General features: G+C 58.2%; 22 protein-coding genes and 1 pseudogene. 6 read left to right on the top strand and 17 right to left on the bottom strand.

Annotated features, from left to right (window positions below; translation table 11 throughout):
- Positions 1-30: 30 nt before the first annotated feature.
- The 4 genes from ACQY5P_RS20125 to ACQY5P_RS20110 all read right to left on the bottom strand — a co-directional run bounded on the left by ACQY5P_RS20125 (position 31) and on the right by ACQY5P_RS20110 (position 5035).
- On the bottom strand, positions 31-2688 hold the full coding sequence (locus ACQY5P_RS20125) for a TonB-dependent receptor domain-containing protein (protein ID WP_428408662.1): 2658 nt from the start codon (positions 2686-2688) through the stop codon (positions 31-33).
- A 171-nt stretch (positions 2689-2859) separates the two neighbouring features.
- Positions 2860-3873: a FecR family protein gene (locus ACQY5P_RS20120; RefSeq protein ID WP_428408661.1), complete on the bottom strand. Its 1014-nt coding sequence runs from the start codon at positions 3871-3873 to the stop codon at positions 2860-2862.
- Positions 3848-4450: an RNA polymerase sigma factor gene (locus ACQY5P_RS20115; RefSeq protein ID WP_428408660.1), complete on the bottom strand. Its 603-nt coding sequence runs from the start codon at positions 4448-4450 to the stop codon at positions 3848-3850. The genes ACQY5P_RS20120 and ACQY5P_RS20115 overlap by 26 nt, the downstream gene beginning before the upstream one ends.
- Positions 4451-4477: 27 nt before the next feature.
- Entirely contained in the window at positions 4478-5035 is a 558-nt protein-coding gene (locus tag ACQY5P_RS20110) for a helix-turn-helix domain-containing protein (protein ID WP_428408659.1), read from the bottom strand.
- 31 nt (positions 5036-5066) lie between these two features.
- Here ACQY5P_RS20110 and ACQY5P_RS20105 point away from each other — a divergent pair, with 31 nt between their 5' ends.
- Positions 5067-5342 (top strand): helix-turn-helix domain-containing protein, encoded by a 276-nt coding sequence (locus tag ACQY5P_RS20105; RefSeq protein ID WP_428408658.1) that lies wholly within the window; start codon positions 5067-5069, stop codon positions 5340-5342.
- A gap of 252 nt (positions 5343-5594) precedes the next feature.
- Entirely contained in the window at positions 5595-5804 is a 210-nt protein-coding gene (locus tag ACQY5P_RS20100; protein ID WP_428408657.1) for a helix-turn-helix domain-containing protein, read from the top strand.
- A gap of 19 nt (positions 5805-5823) precedes the next feature.
- On the opposite strand, the gene ACQY5P_RS20095 is transcribed toward ACQY5P_RS20100, so the two are convergent.
- Positions 5824-7542 (bottom strand): ATP-binding cassette domain-containing protein, encoded by a 1719-nt coding sequence (locus tag ACQY5P_RS20095; RefSeq protein WP_428408656.1) that lies wholly within the window; start codon positions 7540-7542, stop codon positions 5824-5826.
- 533 nt (positions 7543-8075) lie between these two features.
- Here ACQY5P_RS20095 and ACQY5P_RS20090 point away from each other — a divergent pair.
- A complete protein-coding gene (locus ACQY5P_RS20090) occupies positions 8076-8390 on the top strand; it encodes a hypothetical protein (protein ID WP_428408655.1) in 315 nt (104 codons plus the stop codon).
- 60 nt (positions 8391-8450) lie between these two features.
- Here ACQY5P_RS20090 and lspA read toward each other — a convergent pair whose 3' ends face one another.
- The 3 genes and pseudogenes from lspA to ACQY5P_RS20075 all read right to left on the bottom strand — a co-directional run bounded on the left by lspA (position 8451) and on the right by ACQY5P_RS20075 (position 10949).
- On the bottom strand, positions 8451-8984 hold the full coding sequence (gene lspA / locus ACQY5P_RS20085) for a signal peptidase II (RefSeq protein WP_428408654.1): 534 nt from the start codon (positions 8982-8984) through the stop codon (positions 8451-8453).
- Positions 8985-9004: 20 nt separating this feature from the next.
- Positions 9005-9598 (bottom strand): annotated as a pseudogene (locus ACQY5P_RS20080) (cation transporter); the annotation flags it as partial.
- A 511-nt stretch (positions 9599-10109) separates the two neighbouring features.
- On the bottom strand, positions 10110-10949 hold the full coding sequence (locus ACQY5P_RS20075) for a sterol desaturase family protein (RefSeq protein ID WP_428408653.1): 840 nt from the start codon (positions 10947-10949) through the stop codon (positions 10110-10112).
- A 313-nt stretch (positions 10950-11262) separates the two neighbouring features.
- Here ACQY5P_RS20075 and ACQY5P_RS20070 point away from each other — a divergent pair, with 313 nt between their 5' ends.
- Complete coding sequence (locus ACQY5P_RS20070) at positions 11263-11943, top strand: helix-turn-helix domain-containing protein (RefSeq protein WP_428408652.1); 681 nt, start codon at positions 11263-11265, stop codon at positions 11941-11943.
- 203 nt (positions 11944-12146) lie between these two features.
- Here ACQY5P_RS20070 and ACQY5P_RS20065 read toward each other — a convergent pair whose 3' ends face one another.
- From ACQY5P_RS20065 to ACQY5P_RS20050, 4 genes are read right to left on the bottom strand one after another with little or no spacing between them, the layout of a single operon-like run.
- On the bottom strand, positions 12147-12455 hold the full coding sequence (locus tag ACQY5P_RS20065) for a P-II family nitrogen regulator (RefSeq protein ID WP_428408651.1): 309 nt from the start codon (positions 12453-12455) through the stop codon (positions 12147-12149).
- Positions 12456-12468: 13 nt separating this feature from the next.
- Positions 12469-15627 carry an efflux RND transporter permease subunit gene (locus ACQY5P_RS20060; RefSeq protein WP_428408650.1) on the bottom strand — a complete coding sequence of 1053 codons (3159 nt, stop codon included), beginning with the start codon at positions 15625-15627 and terminating at the stop codon, positions 12469-12471.
- An 11-nt stretch (positions 15628-15638) separates the two neighbouring features.
- Positions 15639-16805: an efflux RND transporter periplasmic adaptor subunit gene (locus ACQY5P_RS20055; protein ID WP_428408649.1), complete on the bottom strand. Its 1167-nt coding sequence runs from the start codon at positions 16803-16805 to the stop codon at positions 15639-15641.
- Complete coding sequence (locus ACQY5P_RS20050) at positions 16805-18040, bottom strand: TolC family protein (protein ID WP_428408648.1); 1236 nt, start codon at positions 18038-18040, stop codon at positions 16805-16807. The genes ACQY5P_RS20055 and ACQY5P_RS20050 overlap by 1 nt, the downstream gene beginning before the upstream one ends.
- Positions 18041-18251: 211 nt before the next feature.
- Between ACQY5P_RS20050 and ACQY5P_RS20045 the strand changes: the two genes are divergently transcribed.
- Positions 18252-18401 (top strand): hypothetical protein, encoded by a 150-nt coding sequence (locus tag ACQY5P_RS20045; RefSeq protein WP_428408647.1) that lies wholly within the window; start codon positions 18252-18254, stop codon positions 18399-18401.
- Between the two features lie 91 nt (positions 18402-18492).
- Here the strand turns inward: ACQY5P_RS20045 and ACQY5P_RS20040 are convergent, their stop codons facing one another.
- Both ACQY5P_RS20040 and ACQY5P_RS20035 read right to left on the bottom strand, forming a co-directional pair.
- Entirely contained in the window at positions 18493-19083 is a 591-nt protein-coding gene (locus ACQY5P_RS20040; RefSeq protein ID WP_428408646.1) for a methyltransferase family protein, read from the bottom strand.
- Between the two features lie 2 nt (positions 19084-19085).
- Entirely contained in the window at positions 19086-19721 is a 636-nt protein-coding gene (locus ACQY5P_RS20035; RefSeq protein ID WP_428408645.1) for a cation transporter, read from the bottom strand.
- A gap of 69 nt (positions 19722-19790) precedes the next feature.
- Between ACQY5P_RS20035 and ACQY5P_RS20030 the strand changes: the two genes are divergently transcribed.
- A complete protein-coding gene (locus ACQY5P_RS20030; RefSeq protein ID WP_428408644.1) occupies positions 19791-20225 on the top strand; it encodes a MerR family transcriptional regulator in 435 nt (144 codons plus the stop codon).
- Between the two features lie 95 nt (positions 20226-20320).
- On the opposite strand, the gene ACQY5P_RS20025 is transcribed toward ACQY5P_RS20030, so the two are convergent.
- Genes ACQY5P_RS20025 through ACQY5P_RS20015 form a run of 3 tightly spaced genes read right to left on the bottom strand, consistent with a single transcriptional unit; the run spans position 20321 to position 22594 of the window.
- Complete coding sequence (locus ACQY5P_RS20025; RefSeq protein WP_428408643.1) at positions 20321-20647, bottom strand: YnfA family protein; 327 nt, start codon at positions 20645-20647, stop codon at positions 20321-20323.
- 53 nt (positions 20648-20700) lie between these two features.
- Positions 20701-22053: a dihydrolipoyl dehydrogenase family protein gene (locus tag ACQY5P_RS20020; RefSeq protein WP_428408642.1), complete on the bottom strand. Its 1353-nt coding sequence runs from the start codon at positions 22051-22053 to the stop codon at positions 20701-20703.
- Entirely contained in the window at positions 22046-22594 is a 549-nt protein-coding gene (locus ACQY5P_RS20015) for a hypothetical protein (RefSeq protein WP_428408641.1), read from the bottom strand. Before ACQY5P_RS20015 ends, ACQY5P_RS20020 begins: the two co-directional genes overlap by 8 nt.
- Positions 22595-22600: the final 6 nt, after the last annotated feature.

The following is a 22600-nucleotide window of genomic DNA, read 5'->3' as shown; positions in this document are numbered from 1 at the left end:
GAACTTTGAACGCAACACAATCAGCCCCGCTCAGAGTGAGTATCGAAGGGTCGCGGCGATGAAACGCCCGACAGGGGATGCGTTCGCGCTGTCGAAAAACATTCCTGGAAAGGCGACGCCGCCGCCCGCGGCGAAAGGCGGGTCGTTGTCAAAGGCGTTGGTGACAGAAAGGGACGCCTCAAACCCTTCGAGCGCATTCGAAAGAGAATCGAGCCGGTATTGGAGCGTCAGATCGAGCGTCGTCCATGACGACACTTCGGCCGCCGGCATCGCAACATTGTCTTTTGATCCTGCGACGTGATTGACGATCGCCGTCGCCGTGAAGCTGTCGTCGATCTCCCAGCTGGCGCCGCCCCGTCCGCGAAACTCCGCGGGCTGAAAGATAAATCCGGACTGCCGCGAAACCGGCAGCGTCGGAATGGTCTGCGTATCGATCTTCAGCCAGCTGAAATCGCCGAAGAACGCGACTGCGCCGGGCGCAAAACGAAACGAAACATCCGTTCCGCGCACGTGCTGCGAACTGGCGTTCACGAAGCCCGAGTTGACGATTGCGAGCACCGCATCGGGGTCATAGGGAAGTCCTGAGATGTTGAAGAACTGATCGGCGCCATCGATAATCGCGGATTGTTCCGGAGCTGACGGGTTGCGGTCGACGAAGGGTTCATGCGCCGGATCGGACAGCGCCGATCCGAGATTGACGATCGGGCTGACGATCCGGTCCCGAAAGTCGATGTTGAAATAGGTGACCGACAAGTCGAACCCCGGAACGAATTGCGGCGTCCAGTCAACCCCTGCGGTCCACGAGGTCGCACGTTCCGGCTCAAGATCGGGATTGCCGCTGAAGTTGAGGATTGCGAGGCCAGGATCAGCGGAGCCGAGATTTGGCGCGTTCCATAACGTCACAACATTGTCTGCGAGCAAGTGGTCGAAACGCGGCGCCCGAAACGACTTGCCCCAAGTGCCCCGGAAAACGAGATCGGAAATGGGCGCATAGCGGACGCCCGCCTTTGGCGTCGTCGCCACGCCGAACCCGCTATGATCCTCGACGCGGACGGCGACATTGAGTTCGAGCCGGGCAAGCCCTAGCCGGTCGTCGGACGGGGATACAAGCGGCGCCGACGCCTCGCCGAAGAAGTACGCGATATTCCGCGTTCCATTGCGCAATGTTCCGCCGAGATCGGCGTCAAGCGCCTCCTCCCGATAGCCGCCGCCGACCGCCGCGCGAAGATCGCCAGAGGGAAGGCGAACGACTTTCCCTTCCGCCGTTGCGCCGATGGTCCAGGCGGCGTTCGTCGAATCAGCGTCGAAATCGCCGCCGAAATTGTCGGTGGTCTCGATGTCGCGCGTGCTATGCGCCGCTGAACCTTCGATCTGCGCGGTCCAGCCCGCAGGCAGCTCAACCGTCGCGCGCGGCGCGATGAGAAAGGATTCCGTGTCGACGGTTTTCGAGTCTGCGAATCCGCCGGCGCCGTATTCGGTGGTGCGACTTGCACGGCGGTTTGTATAAAGGCCTATTATGTCGAGCTCAGCGAAGCTCGAGAGTTCCTGGTTGCCGGACATGAAGCCCGACCATTGGCGGTTCGCCGGCAATAGGGAATTCAAGGGGCCGGCTGTATCGGAAAAATCCCGTTCGCCCGCGAAGATCGGATTCTGTTTCAGATAATCGGCGCCGACGAGAAACGAGCCGCCTTCCCAGCGCTCGCCCGCGGCCGCGCTGTAGGTCTGCTCGAAGCCGCCGCCTTGCGTTGCGCCGCCGGCGCGGGCGCGAAGCTCCGCGCCGTCATAATCGTCGGCGACGATGAAATTGACGACCCCGGCGACCGCGTCGGCGCCATAGAGCGCCGACGAACCGTCGAGCAGAACGTCGACGCGATCGAGCGCTGCGAGCGGGATCGCCGAGACGTCCGTAGTCTCGCCGCCGCCGATCGGCGCCAGCCGGCGTCCGTTGACGAGAATGAGCGTTGCGTCCGGACCCATGCCGCGCAAATTGACGGTTGAATCGCCGCCTAGCCCGGAATTCGTATTGACCGTCGTCGGCTGAACGGTGGGATTGATGCCGCCCCTGAATGTCTGCGGGAGCGTGCGTAGCAATTCTCCTGTCTGCGACTGTCCGGACCGTTCGATCTCCTGACGCGTTATGGTCTGGATTGGCGCAGCGGGCGACGCACCGCGAATGCGCGTGCCGGTGACGACGATCTGATCGCGATCGACTGATGAACCTTCGCTGTCGGGACGCCGACCGCTTCGTTCGGGATCATCGCGCTCGCGGCCAATCTCGGCCCTTTGAGAATCGCGCATGCCAGCGGCATTATTCACGTCCGCAGGGACTGTCATGGATGCCGTTTGTAGCCGCGGCGAGACGATCAATGTCTGTTCGTCCCGGATTTTATAGGTAAGGCCGCTGGCGGCGAGCAGGCGTTCCAACGCTTCGAAACTGGTGAAAGCGCCGATCAATTCGCGGCTACGAATGCCGGCCGTCAAATCGTCCTCAATCAGAACGACGAAATTCGATTGTTCGGACCATGCGATGAGCGCGTCCGTCAAAGGCTGCGCCGGAATGTTCCATTCGAGCGCGACGCTGTCGTCAGCTCTTTCAAATCCAACATCGCTGCTGGCGGCTTCAGCAGCGCAAATCAGCGCCATCGCCGATACGGATGCGGCAATTGCATTTCGCATATTCTTTTTCATTCGTTTCCCCTCCCGATATTCGACTTGTCGCGCGCGAGCTGTACCGCCCGGGCGCGACAAGTCGTTTCCAGCCCCGCTGTCGTTCGCTGCGACGAAAACGTGACAGGGTTCAGGAAAGGTTTTTTGGAGGAGCGGCGCCCGCCGACCAAAACCGGATGATCGGACCGGCGATCAGGGCGCGCCTTCGGCGGCGGACCTTAAGACAATACGGTCCCGCCGCGACCGGTCGACTTCCAGCGGGAGAATATCGGGGAGGCCGTCGATGGTCGCATCGATCTGATCCGTGCGAAGCGACGCCACGAGCGGCAATTCAAGGAGGTTCTCGTCGGCGACGATCGGAATGCGCGAATACCGGTTGGCGTCGGCGATGAATTCGCGCAAGGGCGCGCCTTTATACGCAAGGCGGCCAACTCGCCATGAACCGATGGTCGCGGGCGGCGCCTCGACGACATCCGTCAGACCATCGCCGCTCACGGGCGCCGCGACCTGTTCGCCGGCGGAAAGACGTTCTTGTGCAGCGCTCAATGCTTCTGCGCCGCTGCGCGGCGCACGCCGCCGCACCTCCACTTCGCCTTCCGCGACAGAAACGGTGACGCCCGCCGGTCCCTGGCGGACGTTGAACTTCGTGCCGGTCACGCGGACTTCGGTCTCGCCGGACGCAACGATGAAAGCGCGCGCGTCTCCTTTGCGCACGTCGAAAAACGCCTCGCCGCTTTGCAGATAAATCCGCCGCTCGCCGTCTGAGTATGCGACCCTGACTTTGCTCTTCGGCGCGAGGTCAGCGACGCTTCCGTCCGGAAGCGCAATCTGCGCAGTTTGGGCAGTAGGCGTCGCATGGACATTAGGAAGGAGCCAGGCAGGTTGCGCGTAGATGATCGCGGGAAGAATGACGGCGAACCCGACCGCCGCCGCCAGCGCTCCGTAAACGAACGCTCGGCGCGATTGCGGGCGTCCGCGCGCGATCTCCGGCGCCGCCACGAGATCCTTTAGGTCGCCGAGCTCGCCGACATCATCCCAGATCGAAAGGGTTCCTTCGTAAGCCTCGGCGTGACGCGGGTCGGCGTCGCGCCATGCCTCGAATGCGCGGCGGTCCTCATCGGTCGCGGCGTCGCTCCGCAACAGCGCAAACCATTTCGTCGCTTCGTCGATCACGGCGCCGTCAACGCCTCGTCGCGGCTCGCCCATTGAGTGTCTCCGCGGGTCTGTCATTCGCCCGATCTTCAAATATCCGCGCCATCTCCGCCTGGCAATCGCGCATCGCCCTTGAAACATGCTGGCGAACGGCTTCGGGCTTCATGCCGAGCCGGGCCGCGATCTCGGTCTCGGTCAATTCATGAAATCGCGCCAGAACGAATACCTTCCGGCGTTTCTGCGGCATGGCTTCGATAATTGCGCGAAGCCGGTTCAGCTTGTCCCGCCGAATCGCTTCGGCTTCCGGCGAAGGGGCCTCCTCGCCGCTCGCCGCGCCCGGATCGGCCGCGTAACGCGCTGCGCCGGCGATCCGTGCTTCTTCCCGGCGATAGTAATCCGCAAGCTGATTGCGCGCGGCACGAAATAGATACTGGCGAACGTCGCGCACTGAATAAATCGCGGGTCTCGCCGCGAGCGACGCAAAGACCGTATGGGCGATGTCCGCCGCAATAGCCCGTTCAGGCAGCCGGTTGCTCAGGAACGACACCAGCGGCCCATGATAGGCGCGATAGGCGTCTTCAAGATCGAGCGCGGCGGGCGCCGCCGGGGAGAAGCCGTCGTCAGGCGCCATCGGATCGCCCCCTTTCGTGCGCGTTCGTCATCGCGCGGCCGCCTTTGTTCGCGCGGACGGCGCCGACAGCCGTTTGAGTAGTTTGCGGACGAACGCGCGATCGGGCCCGTTCGCGATCGCCTGATAGCTCCTGATCAGGTCGATCAGTTCACCCTCGCGCGCCGGCGCCGCTCGGGGACTGACGGTCAGCGGCACAACGAGGATCGGGTTCCTCTTTGTGTTCGCCGACTCGCGAGCACGCCCCGGTCTGTCGCGCAGCCCCGCGTAAAGCGCGCCGACTTCGACGCCCAAAATTTCGGCGGCGCGATAGGCGGTCGAAGCCGCCATGCGGTCCCTACCGCTTTCGTATTTCTGAATCTGCTGAAGACTCACGCCGAGCCGACGGCCGAGCTCGGTCTGGTTCAGCCCTTGAGACAACCGCAATTGCTTGAGGGTTGTACCGAGTCCTGCTTCGATCAGTTTGGCCGTATCTTCCGGAGCCCGTCTTATGCGGGGCCGAATGGGCTTGCCCGGCCTCGTCGCCGGCGCCTTGTGCCGATTGTTTGGGGGGCCATCGTCCCTACTTTGATCCTGTCGCCGACTCATCGCTCTGCCATTTGCCCAGCTCCAAGGCCGCATGAAATGCACATGTGCATTTTATGCATATGTGCATAGCGGTCAATGGCACTCCTCGGACGTGGCGAACCTGAGAGAGAATTTGGCTAGAAATCTTCGCGCGAGGCGCGGGAAGAAAACGCAAGCTGCGTTCGCTCGCCGTATCGGGTTGCATCAATCTTCGGTTAACAGGATCGAAACAGAGCGGCAGAACGTAACTATCGATACCTTGCAGGCGCTGTGCGACCGCCTACGTTGTTGTGCGAGTGACCTTTTGGATGCTCCTGGAGACAAATAGGCTGTCCGAACCGCGTCCGCAGGCTGAACGATAAACTCCTTGCACGTTAGAGAGCGGCACTCGCATTTGAAATGGTGCATGCCGCTGCCGCCCTGCAAACGAGCTGCACACGGTTCGGTCCTCCGCCGAAGGCCAATCTACCGCCGATCACCCTGAACTAATGAAGCCTGACATACAGAATTCACGGTCCGCTGAATTTCGTAATGCGCAAGTGCATTTTATGCACATGTGCATTGTGCGCCATGGCACGCGATGGGCGTGCCAAACTTTCGGAAAAATCTTGCGCTCAATATTCGCGCACGTCGAGGCAAACTGACTCAAAAGCAGTTTGCCCGAAAACTCGGAATAGACCAAGCATCCGTGAACCGGATCGAACTTGGCGAACAAAACGTCACAATCGATACGCTTCAGCTCATCTGTGACCGACTGAAGTGTGATGCAGGCGACTTGCTTGATGACTAAGGTAACGCAGCCTCGTCATTCAACGATTTGAAAAACGTTCATAATCATCACATTCGCGCACAAGTCTCGCATGTTGCTCGGCAAATAGGCGGCCTCGTTCGAGAAACAGCACCAAATCAGCCTCCCGCGCCATGGCGACGCGATGCGTTATCAATATGAGCGTCGTGCGCCCCTGATAGCGCTCCCTCAGCATGCGAATTGCGCGCATCTCACTTTCAAAATCGAGCGCAGAGGTCGTCTCGTCAAGAATAACGACGGGCGCTCTGACGCCTGCGAGCCGCGCAAGTTCGAGCTTCTGCAACTGGCCGCCAGAAAGACGCGCGCCCTGCTCGCCGACCGCGAGGTCTAGATCGATCGAACGGCCGGATTCGTAAAAGCCCCAGTCAGTGAGGATGGAGGCCAGTTCGGATTCGCTCGCGAGGGTCGGCGGATAGAGCGCGTTCTCGCGCAACGTTCGGTTTAAGAGGCCGATACTTTGCGGCGTATAAAGCACAAGCCGGTGGCGTTCGTCGGACATGACGTCGCAAAGCGGCCGGCCGTTTATATGGACAGCGCCTTCATCGGGCTCAATTAGTCCGGCGATAATTTGCGCAAGCGTCGATTTGCCTGAGCCATTCGGGCCGACCAGCACGACAAACGCGCCGGATGCGATATCCGCGCACGCCCCACGCAGCACCCATTCCTCCCCGTAGCGAAATCCGACGTCATAGAGAGAAATTGCCGCCGGGCCGATTGGAGCGGGTAGGAGGCGTTGCGGCTCGGTGCAGGTCTCACCGCCGACTTCAAGCGCCTCGCCGATATTCGCAATGGAAACCCCTGCCTGACGGATGACGTAGCCAAAACCGCCGAGCGGCAGCGCGAGCCTGAATGCGTAGGCCTGGAGGAGGACGAAATCGCCAACGGTTAGCCGTCCGGCGGAAACGTCGGCGGCGCTGAAATTGAGCAACACGCTCAAGCCCGCGGCGAGGACGGCGGATTGGAGCGTCGCTGTCGCCGCGATGAGCCGCGACACGCGCTCGTTGGCGTTTCGCCGATCGCTAATGCGCACGCCGATCGTATCGAGCTCCGCAATGAGATTTCCATTGAAGACGACGCGGCGCGCATTTCTGAGAATGTCGCCGAGTGTTTGCGCCTGCGCGGCGACCGCATCATTGGCGCCGCGCGCGGCCTCTTGAAACCCGCTCGCGCCGTGCCGAGTCGCGACGAGATAGGCGGCGAGCGCAAATGCCAACATTGCCATATAGCGCGGCGGGACAAGTACGCCGACGATTACGAGGCTGATGAGCGTTTGCGCAATGAGCGGCGCTGCTCGCCAAAGGAGACCGTCGATAACAATCTGTAGACTGAACGGGAGCCGTTCCATGACACCCTGGAGACGCGCGCTGTCGCCCTCGTGCTTTCGGGCAAGGACGGGGAGCTGCGCGCGCGCGGCGTCGAGCACGATGCGGCGCGCTATTTTGTCGATGATCCGTATCGTGAAGATGTGCTTTAACGCCATCGTCGCGTTCGTTCCGGTCCAGGCGATCACGAATCCCAAGACGAAAAACATCACCAGGGCGAACGGCGCTGATTGGTTCGTCAGCGCGTCCACCGCGAGTTTCAGCAGCACAGGAGCCGAAACGCCGAGCGCAACATTCGCAATCTCGATTCCGATCGCACGAGCGGCGTCCCGGCGCGCGTCAAGCGGCGACCAGGCGATCATCGCGACAAGCCGCCTGATCACACCAATTGTGGTCACTTTTATCTGGCTGCTCCTCCCCCGACGGTTTCGCTGCGATCATCCGCCGCCTCCTCCCAGCGCGCTTCCAGATTCGACCGATAGCGGCTCGAAATTGGGGATGGTTTCAGTTCCGTGCTTTGTCCCGCGCGCCTTCATCGCCCTCACAAGCGCCCGGCTCCGGCAATTTTTTTTACACCAAATCCGTAGCCGAACACACGCTGGACGGTCTACGCGGCTCGGCGTTTGGCATGTTTAATCTGGTTACTGGCGGACGTTGTAGACAGCCAGCGTATTGGCCGGACTGTTGTGGGTTGGCATCGGTCCGGCGACGATGTTTCTGACCGGCGCCGTATTGGCCGACATCACAGGTCTACCGGTGCTCGCGAGCAGAATCTTCTTCGCGGCGACCAAATGAGATTGCGCGTTCAGACTTACAGGTGATTTCAGCCGCCGCGGCTGACACGGAGGGCATCAGGTGCGGTGGTTTGCGGACGCCCCATGAAATCGAACCAGTAGCTGCTGCGGACTCACGCGTGAAATGCTCGCGCCGAATGAAAAAAGACATCGCTGAGGAATTCACTCGCGAGTTTGCCGGCATGACCGCCAAACCGGTCGACCTCCGCGACCTCACTTCGGCGCGCAGGCGACTTATCACCGATATCCAGGCGCGCCTCAACGGGGCCGCCGCCGATTTCCTGATCGGACTTCAGTCGGGTGAGCCAGGCTTCACGCTTATCGGTTTGCCGCAGGCCGCAGATCTGCCGGCGATAAAATGGAAAATTCTGAATTTGATAAAACTGATCGCGGATAATCCGGACAAGAATCGCGCGCAAAGCGACGAATTGAAATCCATTCTGCAGACATAAAATTGTCGCCAACTGGCGCGAGCCATACCTGATCTTGACTGCAGCAAGCGACGGTCGCCATCAAGGCAGAGATGGTTTATTCCTTGCTAACATCATGAAAAACGCAAAAATAGCAACGCCGCAAACGATCGCAGCGTCCGCAAGATTGAATGCAGGCCAATGAAGATCGCCCACATGAAAATCGAGATAGTCTGTAACCGCTCCATCGGCGAGGCGGTCAACAGCGTTCGCAATCGCGCCGCCTATAATCAAGCCAAGGCCTGTCGCCTCAACGATCCGAACTGTTTTAAGCAGGCGGAATGCGAGCCACGCTGCGATTAAAACGGCAACGGCGGATAACGCCCATGGCGCCCATGCGCTTTCCGAGCTCAACAGACCAAAGCTCACGCCGCGGTTAAAACCAAGCACCAGATTAAAAAATTGCGTGACTTCGATCGGGCCGCGGGTGTTAAGCAATAGTGTCGTAATGTATTGCTTGATGATGATGTCAAACACGACGACGACAATCGTCGACGCCAGTCCGAACACTACAGCTAAAGGTCGGGACGAACTTGTGAGTGTCGAGTCGGAACGACTGCTCGATGCGATGTTCATTCAGACCGGTCCCTTGCGCCCTATGGCGCCTGTTCGGCTGCATTCGCAGCGCGCAAATCTTTTCGGGCGCGAACAACAATGTTCCACGCCGAATGAAGAAATAGACCCGCAATCAGCAATGCAACTATCAGGTCGGGAAAAGACGAACCGGATAGCGCAACCAGCCCTGCTGCGATAAGGACAGCAACATTTCCGATAGCGTCATTCCGCGAGAACAGCCACACAGCACGCATATTCGCGTCACCATCCCGATAAGGCAGCAGCGGTATGACCGCCGCGACATTGACGATCAATGCGACGAACGCGAAGACGCCCATCAAGCCGGCTTCGACAGGCGAGTCGTTGAAGAGTCTTATCAATGTACTGCCAAGCACCCACGCGCCGAGCAGCCCGAGAAAAAGCCCCTGCATGAGCGCGGAACGAGCACGCCACGCGATCGACCAGCCGATCGCCAACAATCCCAGAAAGGTTATCGAACCGTCGCCCAGAAAATCGAGCGCGTCAGCTTTCAAGGCTTGGGAATTCGCCAAAAAGCCGCCGACAATTTCCACGAGCCCGTACCCAACGTTCAGCCCGACGACAATCCACAACGCGCGCCGATAACCAGGTGATCGAATCAATTCTCTATCAACGGCGCAGCAATCATCGTCACTCATTTCAGGCGCCTTGGATGACGATGGTTAGAAATTCAGGGTGACTATTTCGCACCAACAACAGATTCATGCTCAAATTCCCTTCGCTTGCCAAAATCTTGATTAAAGTCATCTCATCACGATGCATTATAAATGCTACAGCAACTGGAGGTTCAAGAGGCCGCCCAATTAGTTTCTCGCCTCACCTCAATTTCACCGTTGCCGGGACTAGGCTGTGAGGACAACGTTGCCATTTAATGAAATTCAATTGGATTCGGCAGTTAAAGCAGCACACCGCCAGTGGCCTGATGAGGCTGCGATGGGCCGTATTTCACGTTCGTCGGCTTACTGCAAGGTGCGAACATGCCGGCAATAGACTCGGCAATTTTCCGCCGACCCGCAACTCCCGGTGCGATATAGGCCAAATCAGTCGTTACGCTCCCGACCGCGATGAATTCCGACAATCGGGCCTACGCTAAAAAAGAAGTGACGATTACTGGCGCAGGAATGGTTTGAACAACTGCGCCAAATATCCAGTAGGGTAATTCGGCTGCTTTCCAATGCCGAGATCGTCAGACGTGAATTTCCTGTCACGATCATAAACCGCCGTTCCAAGAAAGCGGTCCCAGACCGTCGTAAATAGTCCGAAATTTACGTCACCTTCTTCCGCGTCCTTTAAGTGGTGAAACCGGTGAACTGGCGCAAGGGCAAAAAGAAACCTCAATGGGCCGATCCGCATATCGACATTCGAATGCTGCAAAAGAAGTTGAATCGCTATCGCAAAGGCGAGCAGAAAAGCAACATCCTGTGGCATGCCTGAGAGGACAAGAGGCGTCGTGCCCGCCAGCATCTCAACTGCTTGATGCAGAGGGTGTTTCATCAATCCATTAAATCCATACATCCGTTTTACGCTGTGATGAACGGCGTGAAATCGCCAAAATATGCTCCATTTGTGGCTGTAATAGTGCGCGATAGTTATGCCGAAGTCAGCAACGATCACCGCCAATAACATTTGTTGCCAAAGAGACCATTCATGCGGCCAGATCCCCCTCCAGGGTATCGCCGCTGCTATCACCGGTAATGCGAGAACAGACGCAACGTTGGCGCTTTCATTTACAATAAAATGGGCAATGTCGCGGAAACGATCTCGGTGAGGCTCATTCCATTCGCCAGCATAAGGAATATAGCGCTCAAGCGAAAATGAGATCCAAAGAGCAACCATGAACATCGGCGCGAGCACCCAATGCGGAGCACCCATGCTGAAAAACCAGATGGCGGCGGCGTTGAATCCAAACAGTATCGCGGGCGCGTAAAGTATTTTGATGAGAATCATAAGAGCTCGCATTTTCCGACTGGTTTATCATCGCGGATTTAAATCCAGCCCGCTTGAATAAACATACTGCGGTTGGGAACCGCCGCCGCCAGAGCTTAAGGGTCAATATGGGGGACCGAGGAAAGTAACGCGTGCACCCCATTTATTGATTTTGGCTTTACTATTCTCGCCAATCAGCCGGGGCATAGACGTACAGGCGCAAATCTTCTCCTGCCGCTTCGATATGCTATCATGATGTCATTCTGGTGGTTTTAAGAATATCAACTGCTTTGTCTGTGGCCTTGAATAATTGAAACGGCGCGGAGTGAGTTTTATGGGCGAGCAGGGTTGGGATGGAGACCTGTATATCGGTAACTCTTTCGCTCTATTTTGCGGTAGAACGGCCGACACCGAGTTGCATCATCATTATGCAGCCCAGTGCGCCTTTGCCGAAGATGGCGAGGTCGAACTCGAACGCGCCAACGGCGAAGTGATAAGAGCCATGAGCGTATTTATTCCGTCAGAGGAAATTCACCGTCTGCGGGCGACAAAAGCCACTATCCGAATTCTGTTTTACGAGCCGGCGATGGCGCGCAGCAAGCCGCCAGAGGATATTGCGTATGAACTTTCGGCGCACAACTGGCTTGAACGAGACTGGCCGGCGCTCTTCAGCCTCCCAGACGCTTTGGATCCACGCGTGCGCAAAGCCCTTGATCTTCTCGACCTCGAAGCGGACGATTTTAGCAACGCCACAGTTCTGGCTCGTGCAGTGGGATTGTCGCGGAACCGTTTCATGACGCTCTTCACAGCTGAGATCGGCGTGCCAGTCCGTCGATACATATTGTGGAGGCGGTTGAAAACAGCAGCGGCAGCCATCGCTGAAGGCGCCAATATAACCGTCGCGGCTCATGCATCGGGCTTTGCCGACTCTGCTCATTTCGCTAGAACCATGAAGTCGATGTTTGGCGTCACGGCGACCGATAGCGTGCAACGGCTCAACATTGTGTTGCTGTAATTGAAGGAATTTTTTTCCTCAGTATATTCTGTTTCTATCAAAGCTGCCTTGCCTGAGATTGGCGGCGGAGCCGCCGGATTAGGGGGACGAACCCGGCGGCTCCTTCTGGTTACGCCGGACGACTTTGCGCGCAGGAACTAGGCGCCGCCGCCCGCTCGCAAATCAAATCAACCGGCCGAATTGCGAGACCAGAATCAGATGACTCAAATCGGAATCGCAGCTGTGATCTTGCTCACGTAAATGAAGCCGGATTCCGCAAGGTCGGTTTTCGCATTATTGCGGATGAGATCGGCCGCCTCGGAAAGGCGGTCGTCTTCGCAAACCAGCTCTAGCTTCACCTCGGTGATCACCCGGTCACCGAGTTCCGTTGAGTATTGCTGCTCTTTTTCATCGAGCGCCTTGACCATGCCTTTGACGTCCACCGCCGTCATGTTGGCAAAGCCGCCCTTGCGCAGGGCGCGAACGACGCTCGCGGCCCGGCTGCGATGAACAAACGCCTTGATCTCAATCATTGATGTGTTCCTTTCATTCGGCTGCTTTTGCGTGAGTTTCAGCGAGTTCGAGATCGCCTCGGGCGGGCGGCGACTGCGATTTCCGGCTGCGCGTTTCCATCCACTCATAGATGACCGGCAGAAGGATCAGCGTCAGCGCCGTCGAGGTGAGCAAACCGCCAACCACGACCGACGCCAGAGGCCGTTGTGTCTCGGCGCCGACCCCCGTCGATAAGAGCATCGGAACGAGGCCGAGAATGGCGACGCTGGCCGTCATCAGCACGGGCCTCAAGCGCAATTCCGTCCCGCGCCGGACGGCGTCGCGGACGTTATAGCCGGCGTCACGCTGTTCGTTGATGAAACTGACCAGCACGATGCCGTTGAGCATCGCGACGCCGAAGACCGCGATAAATCCGATCGCCGACGGCACCGACAAATATTGCCCAGTGACGAAAAGCGCGAACAGACCGCCGCTCGCCGCAAAGGGCACATTGGCGATAATCAGCGCAGCGTATTTTACCGAGTTGAACGCCGTATAGAGCAGGACGAAGATAAAAAAGATCGTCGCCGGAACGATAAGCGACAGCTTCGCGAGCGCACGCTGCTGGTTTTCAAAAGCGCCGCCCCATTCGATCCAGTAGCCGGGCGGCAATTCCACATTCGCCGCGATGACGTTGTTGGCGTCTTTCACGAACCCATCGACGTCTCGACCGCGTACATCCATCTGAATGACGGCGTAGCGCTGCAATTGTTCGCGGCGGACAAAGGAATAGCCCTCCGCAGAAGAGACATTTGCGACACGGCCGAGCGGAATAATCGCGCCATCCGCAGTCTGCAGCGGAATGTTGCGGATGGATTCCATGGACGCTTTCGACGCGTCCTGCAGCCGGGCCGTGATATCGAACCGCCGAACGCCGTCGATAAGCGTGCCCACGGGCTCCGCCCCGATCCCCGTCCGCACGACGTTCAAAACATCGTCGGCGTTCATGCCGTAGCGCGCGAGTTCGGCGCGGTCGACCTGGATGCGGATTTGCGGTTTGCCGATATTTGCTTCGAGCGAAAGATCAGCGGCGCCCGGAACGGCGGAAATCGCTTCCTTGATTTCCTGGCTAAGCCTGTCCAGTTCGCCAAGATCCTGACCATATATTTTGGCGGCGAGCGTTGCTCTGACGCCCGAGATCAACTCTTCAACGCGCATTTGGATTGGTTGCGTAAAAGCGATGACTGAAGTCGGCACCGTCTCTTCAAGCTTTTCGCGCATGTCGTCGGCAAGAGAAGCGACCGAACGCTTTCGGGGCCACTCGCTTTGCGGTTTCAACGCCGTGTAGATTTCCATGTAGTTGACATCTGCGGTCTCGCCTTTTTCCGCGCGCCCGATCATGGCGATTGTCGTTTCCACTTCGGGAAACTCACCAAGAGCATTTTCAATCTCTTTGGAAATCTCAATCGACTGATCCAGCGAAGTCGAAGGGATCGACGTCACCCGCCACATGATCGAGCCTTCCTGTAACTGCGGCATGAACTCCTTGCCGAGAAAAGGAAAAAGCGCGAGGCTGGCGACCAGAAGACCGCCAGCCGCGAGGCCCACCTTGCGCTTGTTATCGAGGCACCAGGCGATCAGGGGCAGATAACCGCGCTTGACGATCCGCATTAGCATCGTATCGCGTTCTTCCTTGGGCTTCAGGATCATCGCCGCCAAAACCGGAATGATCGTCAAAGTCAGAATCAGCGAACCCGCCATGGCGAAAGTGATATTATACGCCATGGGCTTGAAGAGTTTGCCTTCGAGGCCCTCAAGGCTGAACAGCGGAAGGAACACAACGATGATAATCATGATCGCAAAGGCGATCGGATTGGCGACTTCCCGCGCCGCCTGCAAAACGGCGGCGGTCCGGTTGACTTCGCCGCCACCCTCCTCTTTACGTTCCGCCATGATGCGAAACGAGTTTTCGACCATGACGACGGCGCCGTCGACCATCATGCCGATGCCGATGGCGAGACCGGCAAGCGACATAAGATTGGCGGAAAGACCCATCTGGCCCATAAAAATGAAGGCGATGAGCATGGCGAGCGGCAATGCGGTAATGACCACCAGCGCCGAACGGATTTCGCCGAGAAACAAAAACAGCACGATGGCGACGAGGATCGACCCTTCGATGAGAGCTTTCTCCGCCGTGCCAACCGCTTTTTCGACCAGCTCGGTGCGGTCATAGATCGGCTTGACCATAACGCCGTCCGGCAACGCGCTTTCGACAGTCTTAACTTTCTCTTTAACCGCGTCGACGACGTTCTTGGCGTTCTCGTTAATACGCGCAAGCGCCATGCCGAGAACCACTTCCTCCCCGTCGCGGGTAACGGCGCCGAACCGCAAGGCGGGCGCCTGTTCGACGTTCGCGACATCGCGTACATAAACCGGGGCTCCGTCCTTTACCTTGACGACGATATTGCCAATATCGGTTTCGTCCCGCACAAGGCCGAGGCCGCGCACGAGATATTGCTCCGGCCCCTGATCGATATATTGCCCGCCGACTTGCCGGTTATTCGCCTCAAGCGCTTCGACGACATCGGAAAACCCCAATTCGTATTTGATGAGCTGCAAGGGATCGATCTGGACCTGGAACTGGCGCTCCTGCCCGCCCCAGGACATAACGTCATCGACGCCGGCGGCGGTGCGCAGAATGAGCCGCACGTTCCAGTCCTGAAGGGTCCGAAGATCCATGTCGCTGATGTCGCCCTTGAGGGATTCATCAGCGCGTTCGAGCGTGTACCAGAAGACCTGACCGAGACCCGACGCATTGGGACCCATTTCCGGGGAGCCGTAGCCTTCGGGAATGCGGTCGCGGACTTCCGCGAGCCGCTCCATAACAAGGCGCCGCGCAAAATAAATATCGACGCTGTCCTTGAAATAAACAGCGACATAGGAAAGGCCGAAGAGGCTCACCGAACGGATTTCCGACACGTCGGGAAGCCCCGCCATCGCCGACTCTACGGGGAACGTCAGCAATTGTTCGACGTCTTCGGCGGCAAGACCCGGCGATTCCGTATAGATATTGACCTGAACGGGCGTCACGTCGGGGAAAGCGTCGATGGGAACCGTCGTTACGGCGCGCCAGCCGAGGAAGCCGACAACGGCAAATATAATGAGCACCAGAAATTTGTACTGGAGCGAGAATTCAACGAGTTTATTCAACATATCATCAATTCCTAATGCCCGTGGCCTTCGCCCATTTTTGTTTTCTGAATGAGCGATTTGAGGAGAAAGGTTTTTTCGGTGACGATTTCATCGCCTTCCGCGACGCCGGAGGCGATTTCGATCCAGCCGCCGCTCGCGGCGCCGGTTTCAACGCTGACGGGTTCGATTTCATCGCCTTCAATGCGGAAGACCGTGGACGCGCCGTCCATCAGGACGACAGCGCTTTCCGGCAGCGCCAGCGCTTCGTCGCTGGCGCCGGCGGCAATCACTGCATCAACGAATTGGCCAGCATGGAAGTCGTCATCGTCATTGCTGATCTCGATCCGCGCCATTAATGTACGCGTCGTTTCATCGAGTGCGTGCTGGAGCCCGATGACCTCGCCTTCTTCCCAGTGATCCGCGTTTGACTTCACGCGCGCGGGCGCACCTATTGAAATTCGCCCGGCCTGCTCGGCCGTCAATCGCGCCTCGACCCAGACCGTCGATTCATCACTGATTTCGACCAGCACCCTTCCCGGGTCGACAAATTCGCCCAGCGTAAACTCATCGCGAACAACGGTGCCCGCCTGCGGCGCGAATAAGATAAAGCGTCCCGTCGCCTTGCTCGCGTCGCCGGTTTTCAACAACGCGGCGACTTCCTGTTCCGCCATGCCGAAGGACAAAAGCTTTGCGTGGGCTTGCTGGCGCGCCACTTCCGCTTCCACGTAACGCTTTTCGGAAACGACGTCCCGGCCCAGATTGCGGACCCGGCGCCATTCCTTATCGCCGATGATGAGCGCGCCTTGCGCTTCGGCCATATCGACGCTGGACAAGGTGACCAGCGGCGCGCCTTCTCCGACTTCCTCACCGCGCACGACATGACGTTCGATAATTTGCGCGCTGATGCGCGGCGCAACTTGAGCAGTCTTGTAGCGGTTCGCCGTCACCTCCCCCGGTGCGATAAACTCGCCCGACATTTTTCTCATGCCGAGCGTTACAGATTTTATCCCTTTTTCGCCGCGTTCCCCCGCCGTCATCTCGATATGACCGCCGCCTTCCTCGCCATGGTCGTCTTCGGTTTGAGCTGCTGACGTGGCATTTTGCTCAGCGTCTGATGCGCCACAGGCGGCGATTGTCAGCGTTCCGAATACAATGATCGCCAATCCGATGCTTGAATTCAGTTTTCGATAATTACGCATTAAAGAGTCTCCATCCATTCATTGAGAGTCCCGGACGCATCGAGCCAATCGATCCAGGCGCGCCATAAAGACCCTTGAAGTTCAATTCCCGCACGCTCGGCGCTATAAGTTTGATCAAGTTGCACCAGATACTCTACGGCGGTGATGTCGCCCGATCGCCATAACTGATCGAGCACCCCGCGTTGTTCTCCGAGCACGTCTGATCCGTCCCGCATCCAGACGCGCCATGTCCCGGCCGCGACCGCGTAGCGTCCGCTAGCTTCGACGAGCCGCGCTTCGGCGTTGCGCAACTGATTACGGATGGATTGCTCCGCAGCGATGCGTTCAGCGCGAGCTTCGTCGACTTCAGCCTGACCGGACGCAAAAACCGGGATGGGTACGGACAACCGAACGCCGGCGAAATCGGCGTCGCCTTCCCGACCATAGGCCGCCCCGATCGTCGGATCGGGAATGCGTGCTTTCTTGGCGAACCGGATTTCAGCGGCGAGCGCGTCGGCGCGCGCTTCCGCGGCGCGCAATTCCGGCAAATGGCGAACCAGCGTCATATCGAGCGGCGGCGTCGCCGCCGGCGGGTTGGGGAGAACGGGCCATGCCGGCATGACTTCGCCGACGAGCGCTGTTAAGGCCTGCCTCGCTTCGGAGAAATCGCTCCGGGCGGTCGTTTGTTCCGCGATAGCCTGGGAAAGACTTAATTGCGCAGCAAGGCGTTCCGACTTTGAAAGATCGCCGGCCTCAGCGCGCCTGCCGGCGATTGAAGAGAATTCACGCGCGACTTCAGCTCGTTGCGCCGCCAGTTCCGACAGGCGCTTGCGCGCCTGGTAATCCGCCAGCGCCGTCAGGAGATCGGCGAACAGCGCGCGCTTTTCCGCTTCATACGTAAACCTTGCGGCGTCCACGGCGCTGCGCGCGCCTTTGGCCCGCGTGGCGCGTTTGTTGGTGATGTCGAACGCTTTCGACAGGCCGATGGAACGGCTGTCATCCGCGTCGTCCTCACTGTCGGAGAATTCGCCTTCGAATTCCGGATTATAGAGCGGCCGCGAATTCGCCCGCCCGCGCGCCTCGGCTGCATCAAGTTCTGCGCGCGCTTCTTCAAGCCGCGGGTGATTGCGCGCCGCGTCTTCAAGAAACTGCCCTAACGTCAAGCCCGGGTCAGCGGCGTTCTCCTGCGCCGCCGCAGCGCCGAGCCCCCACGCCGCAAACGCGGCGAGCACGAGCCCGCATATTCTGATGATCATTGGTCATTGTCCTCTTGGAATCAAAATTACCGATGGGCGCGCTACCGCGCGCGATCAGTCAGATTCTCGGAGGACGGAATAGTGAGGACTGGGAGGTCTGGGGAACAATGTCTTTTCGCAAAGCCAGCATTTCACCAGCATCATGTCGTAGTGTTTGCGGATCAATCAACCCTCGTGCAACAACATGGCAATGGCACATTCCGGAAGTGCAATGAGCAGCATGCTCGGGATGGAGCGAGCCCTCGTCAACCGGCTGGTCTTCGGAAGAGGCGCGCTCGTCATCCGCACCATGCTGGGTGGCATGATGAATGTCTTCTTCTGCGGCGTGAGCGGGCGCGACAATGCCGACTGCGCCCCATAGCGCAACCATCAATACCGCGATGACGCGGTGCATATGTCGAATGGCTGACATCATCTCAATTGCGTCCTACTGCAAAACTCCTGACAAATCATTATAATTTTTCGTTTACGTCGTTATGTCGCCGCCCGGACGGCAGCCCGATATACCGCGCTGTCCGCTTCACATACGCTCCATAGGCTTTTCCAAAAGAGACCCGAAGATGCGGCTCTTCGACCGATACAATATAACAGTGAATGAAGAGCACGAATAACAGAGCGAGCGAAAACGACCATATCGACATCGCGATGAGCGACACGCCGCCCAGAAACAAGGCGTATCCGACATATTGCGGGTTGCGCGACCAGCGATAAACGCCCCGTTCAATGAGTTCGTCTTCCTTGAGTCCATAGACTCTCGAAAAATCCGCATAGGCGCTTCGGCCAAGATAAATCAGCATCGCTCCGGCAAACGCGAAAAATGCGCCTGCCGCCACTGTGAATTCGCTTGGATCGCCAAACGATCCCCGATCGAACCAGGCGGTTGCAATCAGCAACAAAGCGTTGCCGTGCATGGCGGCGCCGGTCCAGACCGCCATCGGTAAGCTGACACGGCCGCGTTCTGCAAAATCCCGTTTGACCAGCATCGCCATCGGAATGGAAAGCGCTGCATTGACCGCCGTCACTATGAGTAACGCTCGAACCATGTTTAAATGCGCCCGTCTGCGAAGTTCAGCGAAGCGCGGCGTTCTTTCATCGCCCGTGCGATGATTGAGAACGAGGATTTCGCGAACAGTCCTGCGAGCAGCGCAGCGACGATCAAATCGGGCCAGAACGATCCAGTAATCCAAACGACGGCGCCCGCCGTGATGACGCCGACATTGCCGATGGCGTCGTTGCGCGAGCACAGCCACACGGACCGAACATTTGAGTCGCCGTCGCGCCAGCGCAGAAGTATGAAAACGCTTGCAACATTGGCTGCGAGCGCGGCGATCCCTACGCCGCTCATTATTGGCGCAACTGGGGAAGCATCGCCGAATGCGCTCGCGATTGTCGTTATCAGGACGAACAACGCCATCAAACCAAGACTGGCGCCTTTGATCAGCGCCGTTGTCGCGCGCGTATGCAGTGCGGCGCCAATAACTGCAAGGCTTAAGGCGTAGGTCGCCGTATCGCCTGCAAAGTCGAGAGCGTCGGCTTTCAAGGCCTGAGAGCCCCCGAGGAATCCCGCCGACATTTCGACGAAAAACATCATGGCGTTGATAGCGATGACCGCAATCAGCGCCCGCTTGTAGGCAGGGGATTGCCCGTCAAACTGATCGTTGTCGCAGGTGCAACCGGCCACCCTCGTCTCCATTGAAAAGCTTGCAACCTTAACCTAATATCTACAGCAACTGTAGGTTCAAGAGCGAAAATGCGGAAACTCGAAAAAAGTCCGGTCACCATCGGCCGGCTGGCCAAAGCATCCGACGTCAAAGTCACCACGATCCGCTATTACGAAAGCATCGGTCTCATCGATCCGCCCGACCGATCCGAAGGGGGCCAGCGCATCTACGACCGGAAAGCGGTCGAACGCATGCGTTTCATCCGCCATGCCCGCGATCTCGGCTTTCCGCTGGAGGCGATCCGCGAGCTGATAGCCCTTTCCAGAAATGAAGACCGCTCCTGTGCAGAAGTCGACGCAATAGCGCGACGTCATGCGGCGGATGTCAAACAACGTATCCAGAGGTTGAAGGCGCTGGAACGCGAGCTCAATCGCATGATCAAGGAATGCAGCGTCGACCGAATTTCAGATTGCCGGATCATCGAGGTGCTATCCAATCACGATCTCTGCGGCACGCCGCATTAGGAAGAAATCTGCAAGAGCTACGAGGTCTAACATTTCGTTATCGCTTAAGCAGTTGGCGTCAATTCGATTTTTGAGTCATCCGGTCACAGCTTAATTTACAGACCGCTGCGCGGTCCAAACAATATGACGCCCGCGCCGAGCAAGATGATCGCCGCGCCGAGAATATCCCAGCGATCTGGCCGCGCACCTTCCACGAAAAATATCCACGCTATCGAGGCGGCGACATAGACCCCGCCATAAGCGGCGTAGGCGCGCCCGGCGAAGGCCGCGTCAATGCGGGTGAGCAAAAGCGCAAACAGAACCAGACTGACTACACCTGGGCCAATCCAGAGCGGCGATTTATCGAGCCGCAGCCACATCCAGAACGCGTAACACCCTGCGATTTCAAAGAATGCTGCAAATAGATAATAGACTGCCGTCATCAATGGGGCCGCTTTCGTTAACAACTCACACACTGGCGTATAACGTGCCCGATTCAAAGCATCGATCCAAGATCGGCGCTAACCGAAGGATAAGCGCTCACCATTTGCTTGAAGTCGCGAGACTTTAGACCGAGCCGCATGGCGAGCCCGAAATGATTGATGAGTTCGCCATATTCCGGGCCGATCATGTGGGCGCCAATAATTTCGTCTGTTTCCTTATCAATAAGAACTTTCGCCGCAGCGCAGGTCTCGCCAATTCTGAAATTCGAATACCACTTGCTTGTATCGGTGAAGGCGACGCGAACATCGTGGCCCGCCTCGCTCGCTTCGCTTTCGAGCATGCCGACACGCACGAGTTCGGGAATGGTGAAGACAGCGCTCGGCACGCCGCGATAATCCGGCGTCGCTTTGTTGCCCTTCAGCATATTGGACGCGGCGACCTTGCCTTCAAAGACCGCAACCGGCGTCAGGGGCGCGCCACGCGTCGCCGCCACATCGCCGGCGGCGTAAACATTTTCATTGCTGGTGCTCTGTAAATGGTCCGAGACGGTGACGCCTTTCGCGCCATATTCAACACCCGCCGCATCAAGATCAAGACTATCAATCGCAGGGATACGGCCCGCGCCGTGAACAACCAGATCGACAGACCATTGCCGCCGTTCGCCCTTCCGGCGCGCCGACACGTTGAAACCGGCCGCGATTTTTTCGATGGCGATCAATTCGGCTTCGTTGACGATCTCAATGCCGATTTCGCGGGATCGCGCCGCAAGCCTATTGACAAGATCGGGATCGAATTGTTCAAGCTGGCGCGAGCCGCGATCGATAATGACAACTTCGCTGCCGGCGCGCCGCGCAATATGCGCGAACTCGAAAGAGACATAACCACCGCCGACAAAGAGAATGCGTTTCGGCAGGTTTTCCAGTTCCAGAAAGCCGGTGCTGTCGATCAGATGTTCATTGCCAGGCTCTTCAATCGGCCGCGGCGTGGCGCCGGTTGCAATCAAGAATTTCTTCGCCTGCAGGCGTTCGCCGCCTTCCAGCTCAATCGTATTTTCATTCACAAAGCGCGCGGCGCCGTGAAGCGTTTCGACGCCGTTCTTTTCGAGCCCGCTTTCAATCCGCGGCGGCATCTTGTCTGTAAAGGCGCGCTTGTGCGCCATGAGGTCCGGCCAGTTGATAGTGAGGCCGTTTTCGTCAACGCCCTTGCCCCCCATCAGCCGCGCCGCATCGATGATTTCCGCGCCGCGGCGCAGGATTTTTTTCGGATCGCAGCCTCTAAGCGCGCATGTGCCGCCATAAGGCAATTCGTCGATGACGGCGACGGACCAGCCGGCGGAAGCACATTTATTGGCGGCGGTATTGCCGGCCATGCCGACGCCGATAACGACAAGATCCTTTTCAATCATTTTTCCTCCGGCTTCGCTCCCAGCGATCAATGGCCGTCAGAGGCCCGACAGGACAATGATGCTCCGCCGTCGGCCGCCCTGTCAGGATAGAATATAAATGATGGATCGAGCGCATCTCGCAGCCCGGCGTTGCAAGCAAGGCGGCGAGCAAAAAACAAATGCCTAGATGCGCGAAGAGATAAAGCTCAAAGACCCATATTGCGCGGGCGAGCAGAAGCGATTCTATCGCGCCGGTTTGCAGATACCCAATGCCAAGCGCGGCGAGCAACAAAACAAAACTCACAAAGGCCGGCCATTTTTTCCAATCCCGCGAAAATCCGATATTGACAACATAGCTGATCAGAAACAGCGCCGGCAGTATCCCGTTCCAGACCAGCGTCCGGATCGAGCCGTCACCTGTCATCAGGTCGTCTCGGACGCTCCAGAGGCCGATAACGTAATAGATAGACAAGACGCCAAATGCGAAGCGGACAAGACGGCCGATTGGACCCGGTTTCGGTAAACTGCCGGGCTCTTCTAGTTTTAGATCGGTTGTCGCCATCGCGCG

Source organism: Hyphococcus sp. (assembly GCF_965267305.1).
GTDB lineage: Bacteria > Pseudomonadota > Alphaproteobacteria > Caulobacterales > Parvularculaceae > Hyphococcus.
Note: the sequence above shows the minus strand (reverse complement) of the source record. Positions and strands in the feature narration are given on the sequence as shown.

Bases quoted from the DNA above. Each gene is read 5' to 3' on its own strand.
- ACQY5P_RS20125 (WP_428408662.1), bottom strand. From the start codon at position 2,688: ATGAAAAAGAATATGCGAAATGCAATTGCCGCATCCGTATCGGCGATG.
- ACQY5P_RS20120 (WP_428408661.1), bottom strand. From the start codon at position 3,873: ATGGGCGAGCCGCGACGAGGCGTTGACGGCGCCGTGATCGACGAAGCG.
- ACQY5P_RS20115 (WP_428408660.1), bottom strand. From the start codon at position 4,450: ATGGCGCCTGACGACGGCTTCTCCCCGGCGGCGCCCGCCGCGCTCGAT.
- ACQY5P_RS20110 (WP_428408659.1), bottom strand. From the start codon at position 5,035: ATGAGTCGGCGACAGGATCAAAGTAGGGACGATGGCCCCCCAAACAAT.
- ACQY5P_RS20105 (WP_428408658.1), top strand. From the start codon at position 5,067: ATGAAATGCACATGTGCATTTTATGCATATGTGCATAGCGGTCAATGG.
- ACQY5P_RS20100 (WP_428408657.1), top strand. From the start codon at position 5,595: ATGGGCGTGCCAAACTTTCGGAAAAATCTTGCGCTCAATATTCGCGCA.
- ACQY5P_RS20090 (WP_428408655.1), top strand. From the start codon at position 8,076: ATGAAAAAAGACATCGCTGAGGAATTCACTCGCGAGTTTGCCGGCATG.
- lspA (WP_428408654.1), bottom strand. From the start codon at position 8,984: ATGAACATCGCATCGAGCAGTCGTTCCGACTCGACACTCACAAGTTCG.
- ACQY5P_RS20075 (WP_428408653.1), bottom strand. From the start codon at position 10,949: ATGATTCTCATCAAAATACTTTACGCGCCCGCGATACTGTTTGGATTC.
- ACQY5P_RS20070 (WP_428408652.1), top strand. From the start codon at position 11,263: ATGGGCGAGCAGGGTTGGGATGGAGACCTGTATATCGGTAACTCTTTC.
- ACQY5P_RS20065 (WP_428408651.1), bottom strand. From the start codon at position 12,455: ATGATTGAGATCAAGGCGTTTGTTCATCGCAGCCGGGCCGCGAGCGTC.
- ACQY5P_RS20060 (WP_428408650.1), bottom strand. From the start codon at position 15,627: ATGTTGAATAAACTCGTTGAATTCTCGCTCCAGTACAAATTTCTGGTG.
- ACQY5P_RS20055 (WP_428408649.1), bottom strand. From the start codon at position 16,805: ATGCGTAATTATCGAAAACTGAATTCAAGCATCGGATTGGCGATCATT.
- ACQY5P_RS20050 (WP_428408648.1), bottom strand. From the start codon at position 18,040: ATGATCATCAGAATATGCGGGCTCGTGCTCGCCGCGTTTGCGGCGTGG.
- ACQY5P_RS20045 (WP_428408647.1), top strand. From the start codon at position 18,252: ATGAGCAGCATGCTCGGGATGGAGCGAGCCCTCGTCAACCGGCTGGTC.
- ACQY5P_RS20040 (WP_428408646.1), bottom strand. From the start codon at position 19,083: ATGGTTCGAGCGTTACTCATAGTGACGGCGGTCAATGCAGCGCTTTCC.
- ACQY5P_RS20030 (WP_428408644.1), top strand. From the start codon at position 19,791: ATGCGGAAACTCGAAAAAAGTCCGGTCACCATCGGCCGGCTGGCCAAA.
- ACQY5P_RS20025 (WP_428408643.1), bottom strand. From the start codon at position 20,647: ATGACGGCAGTCTATTATCTATTTGCAGCATTCTTTGAAATCGCAGGG.
- ACQY5P_RS20020 (WP_428408642.1), bottom strand. From the start codon at position 22,053: ATGATTGAAAAGGATCTTGTCGTTATCGGCGTCGGCATGGCCGGCAAT.
- ACQY5P_RS20015 (WP_428408641.1), bottom strand. From the start codon at position 22,594: ATGGCGACAACCGATCTAAAACTAGAAGAGCCCGGCAGTTTACCGAAA.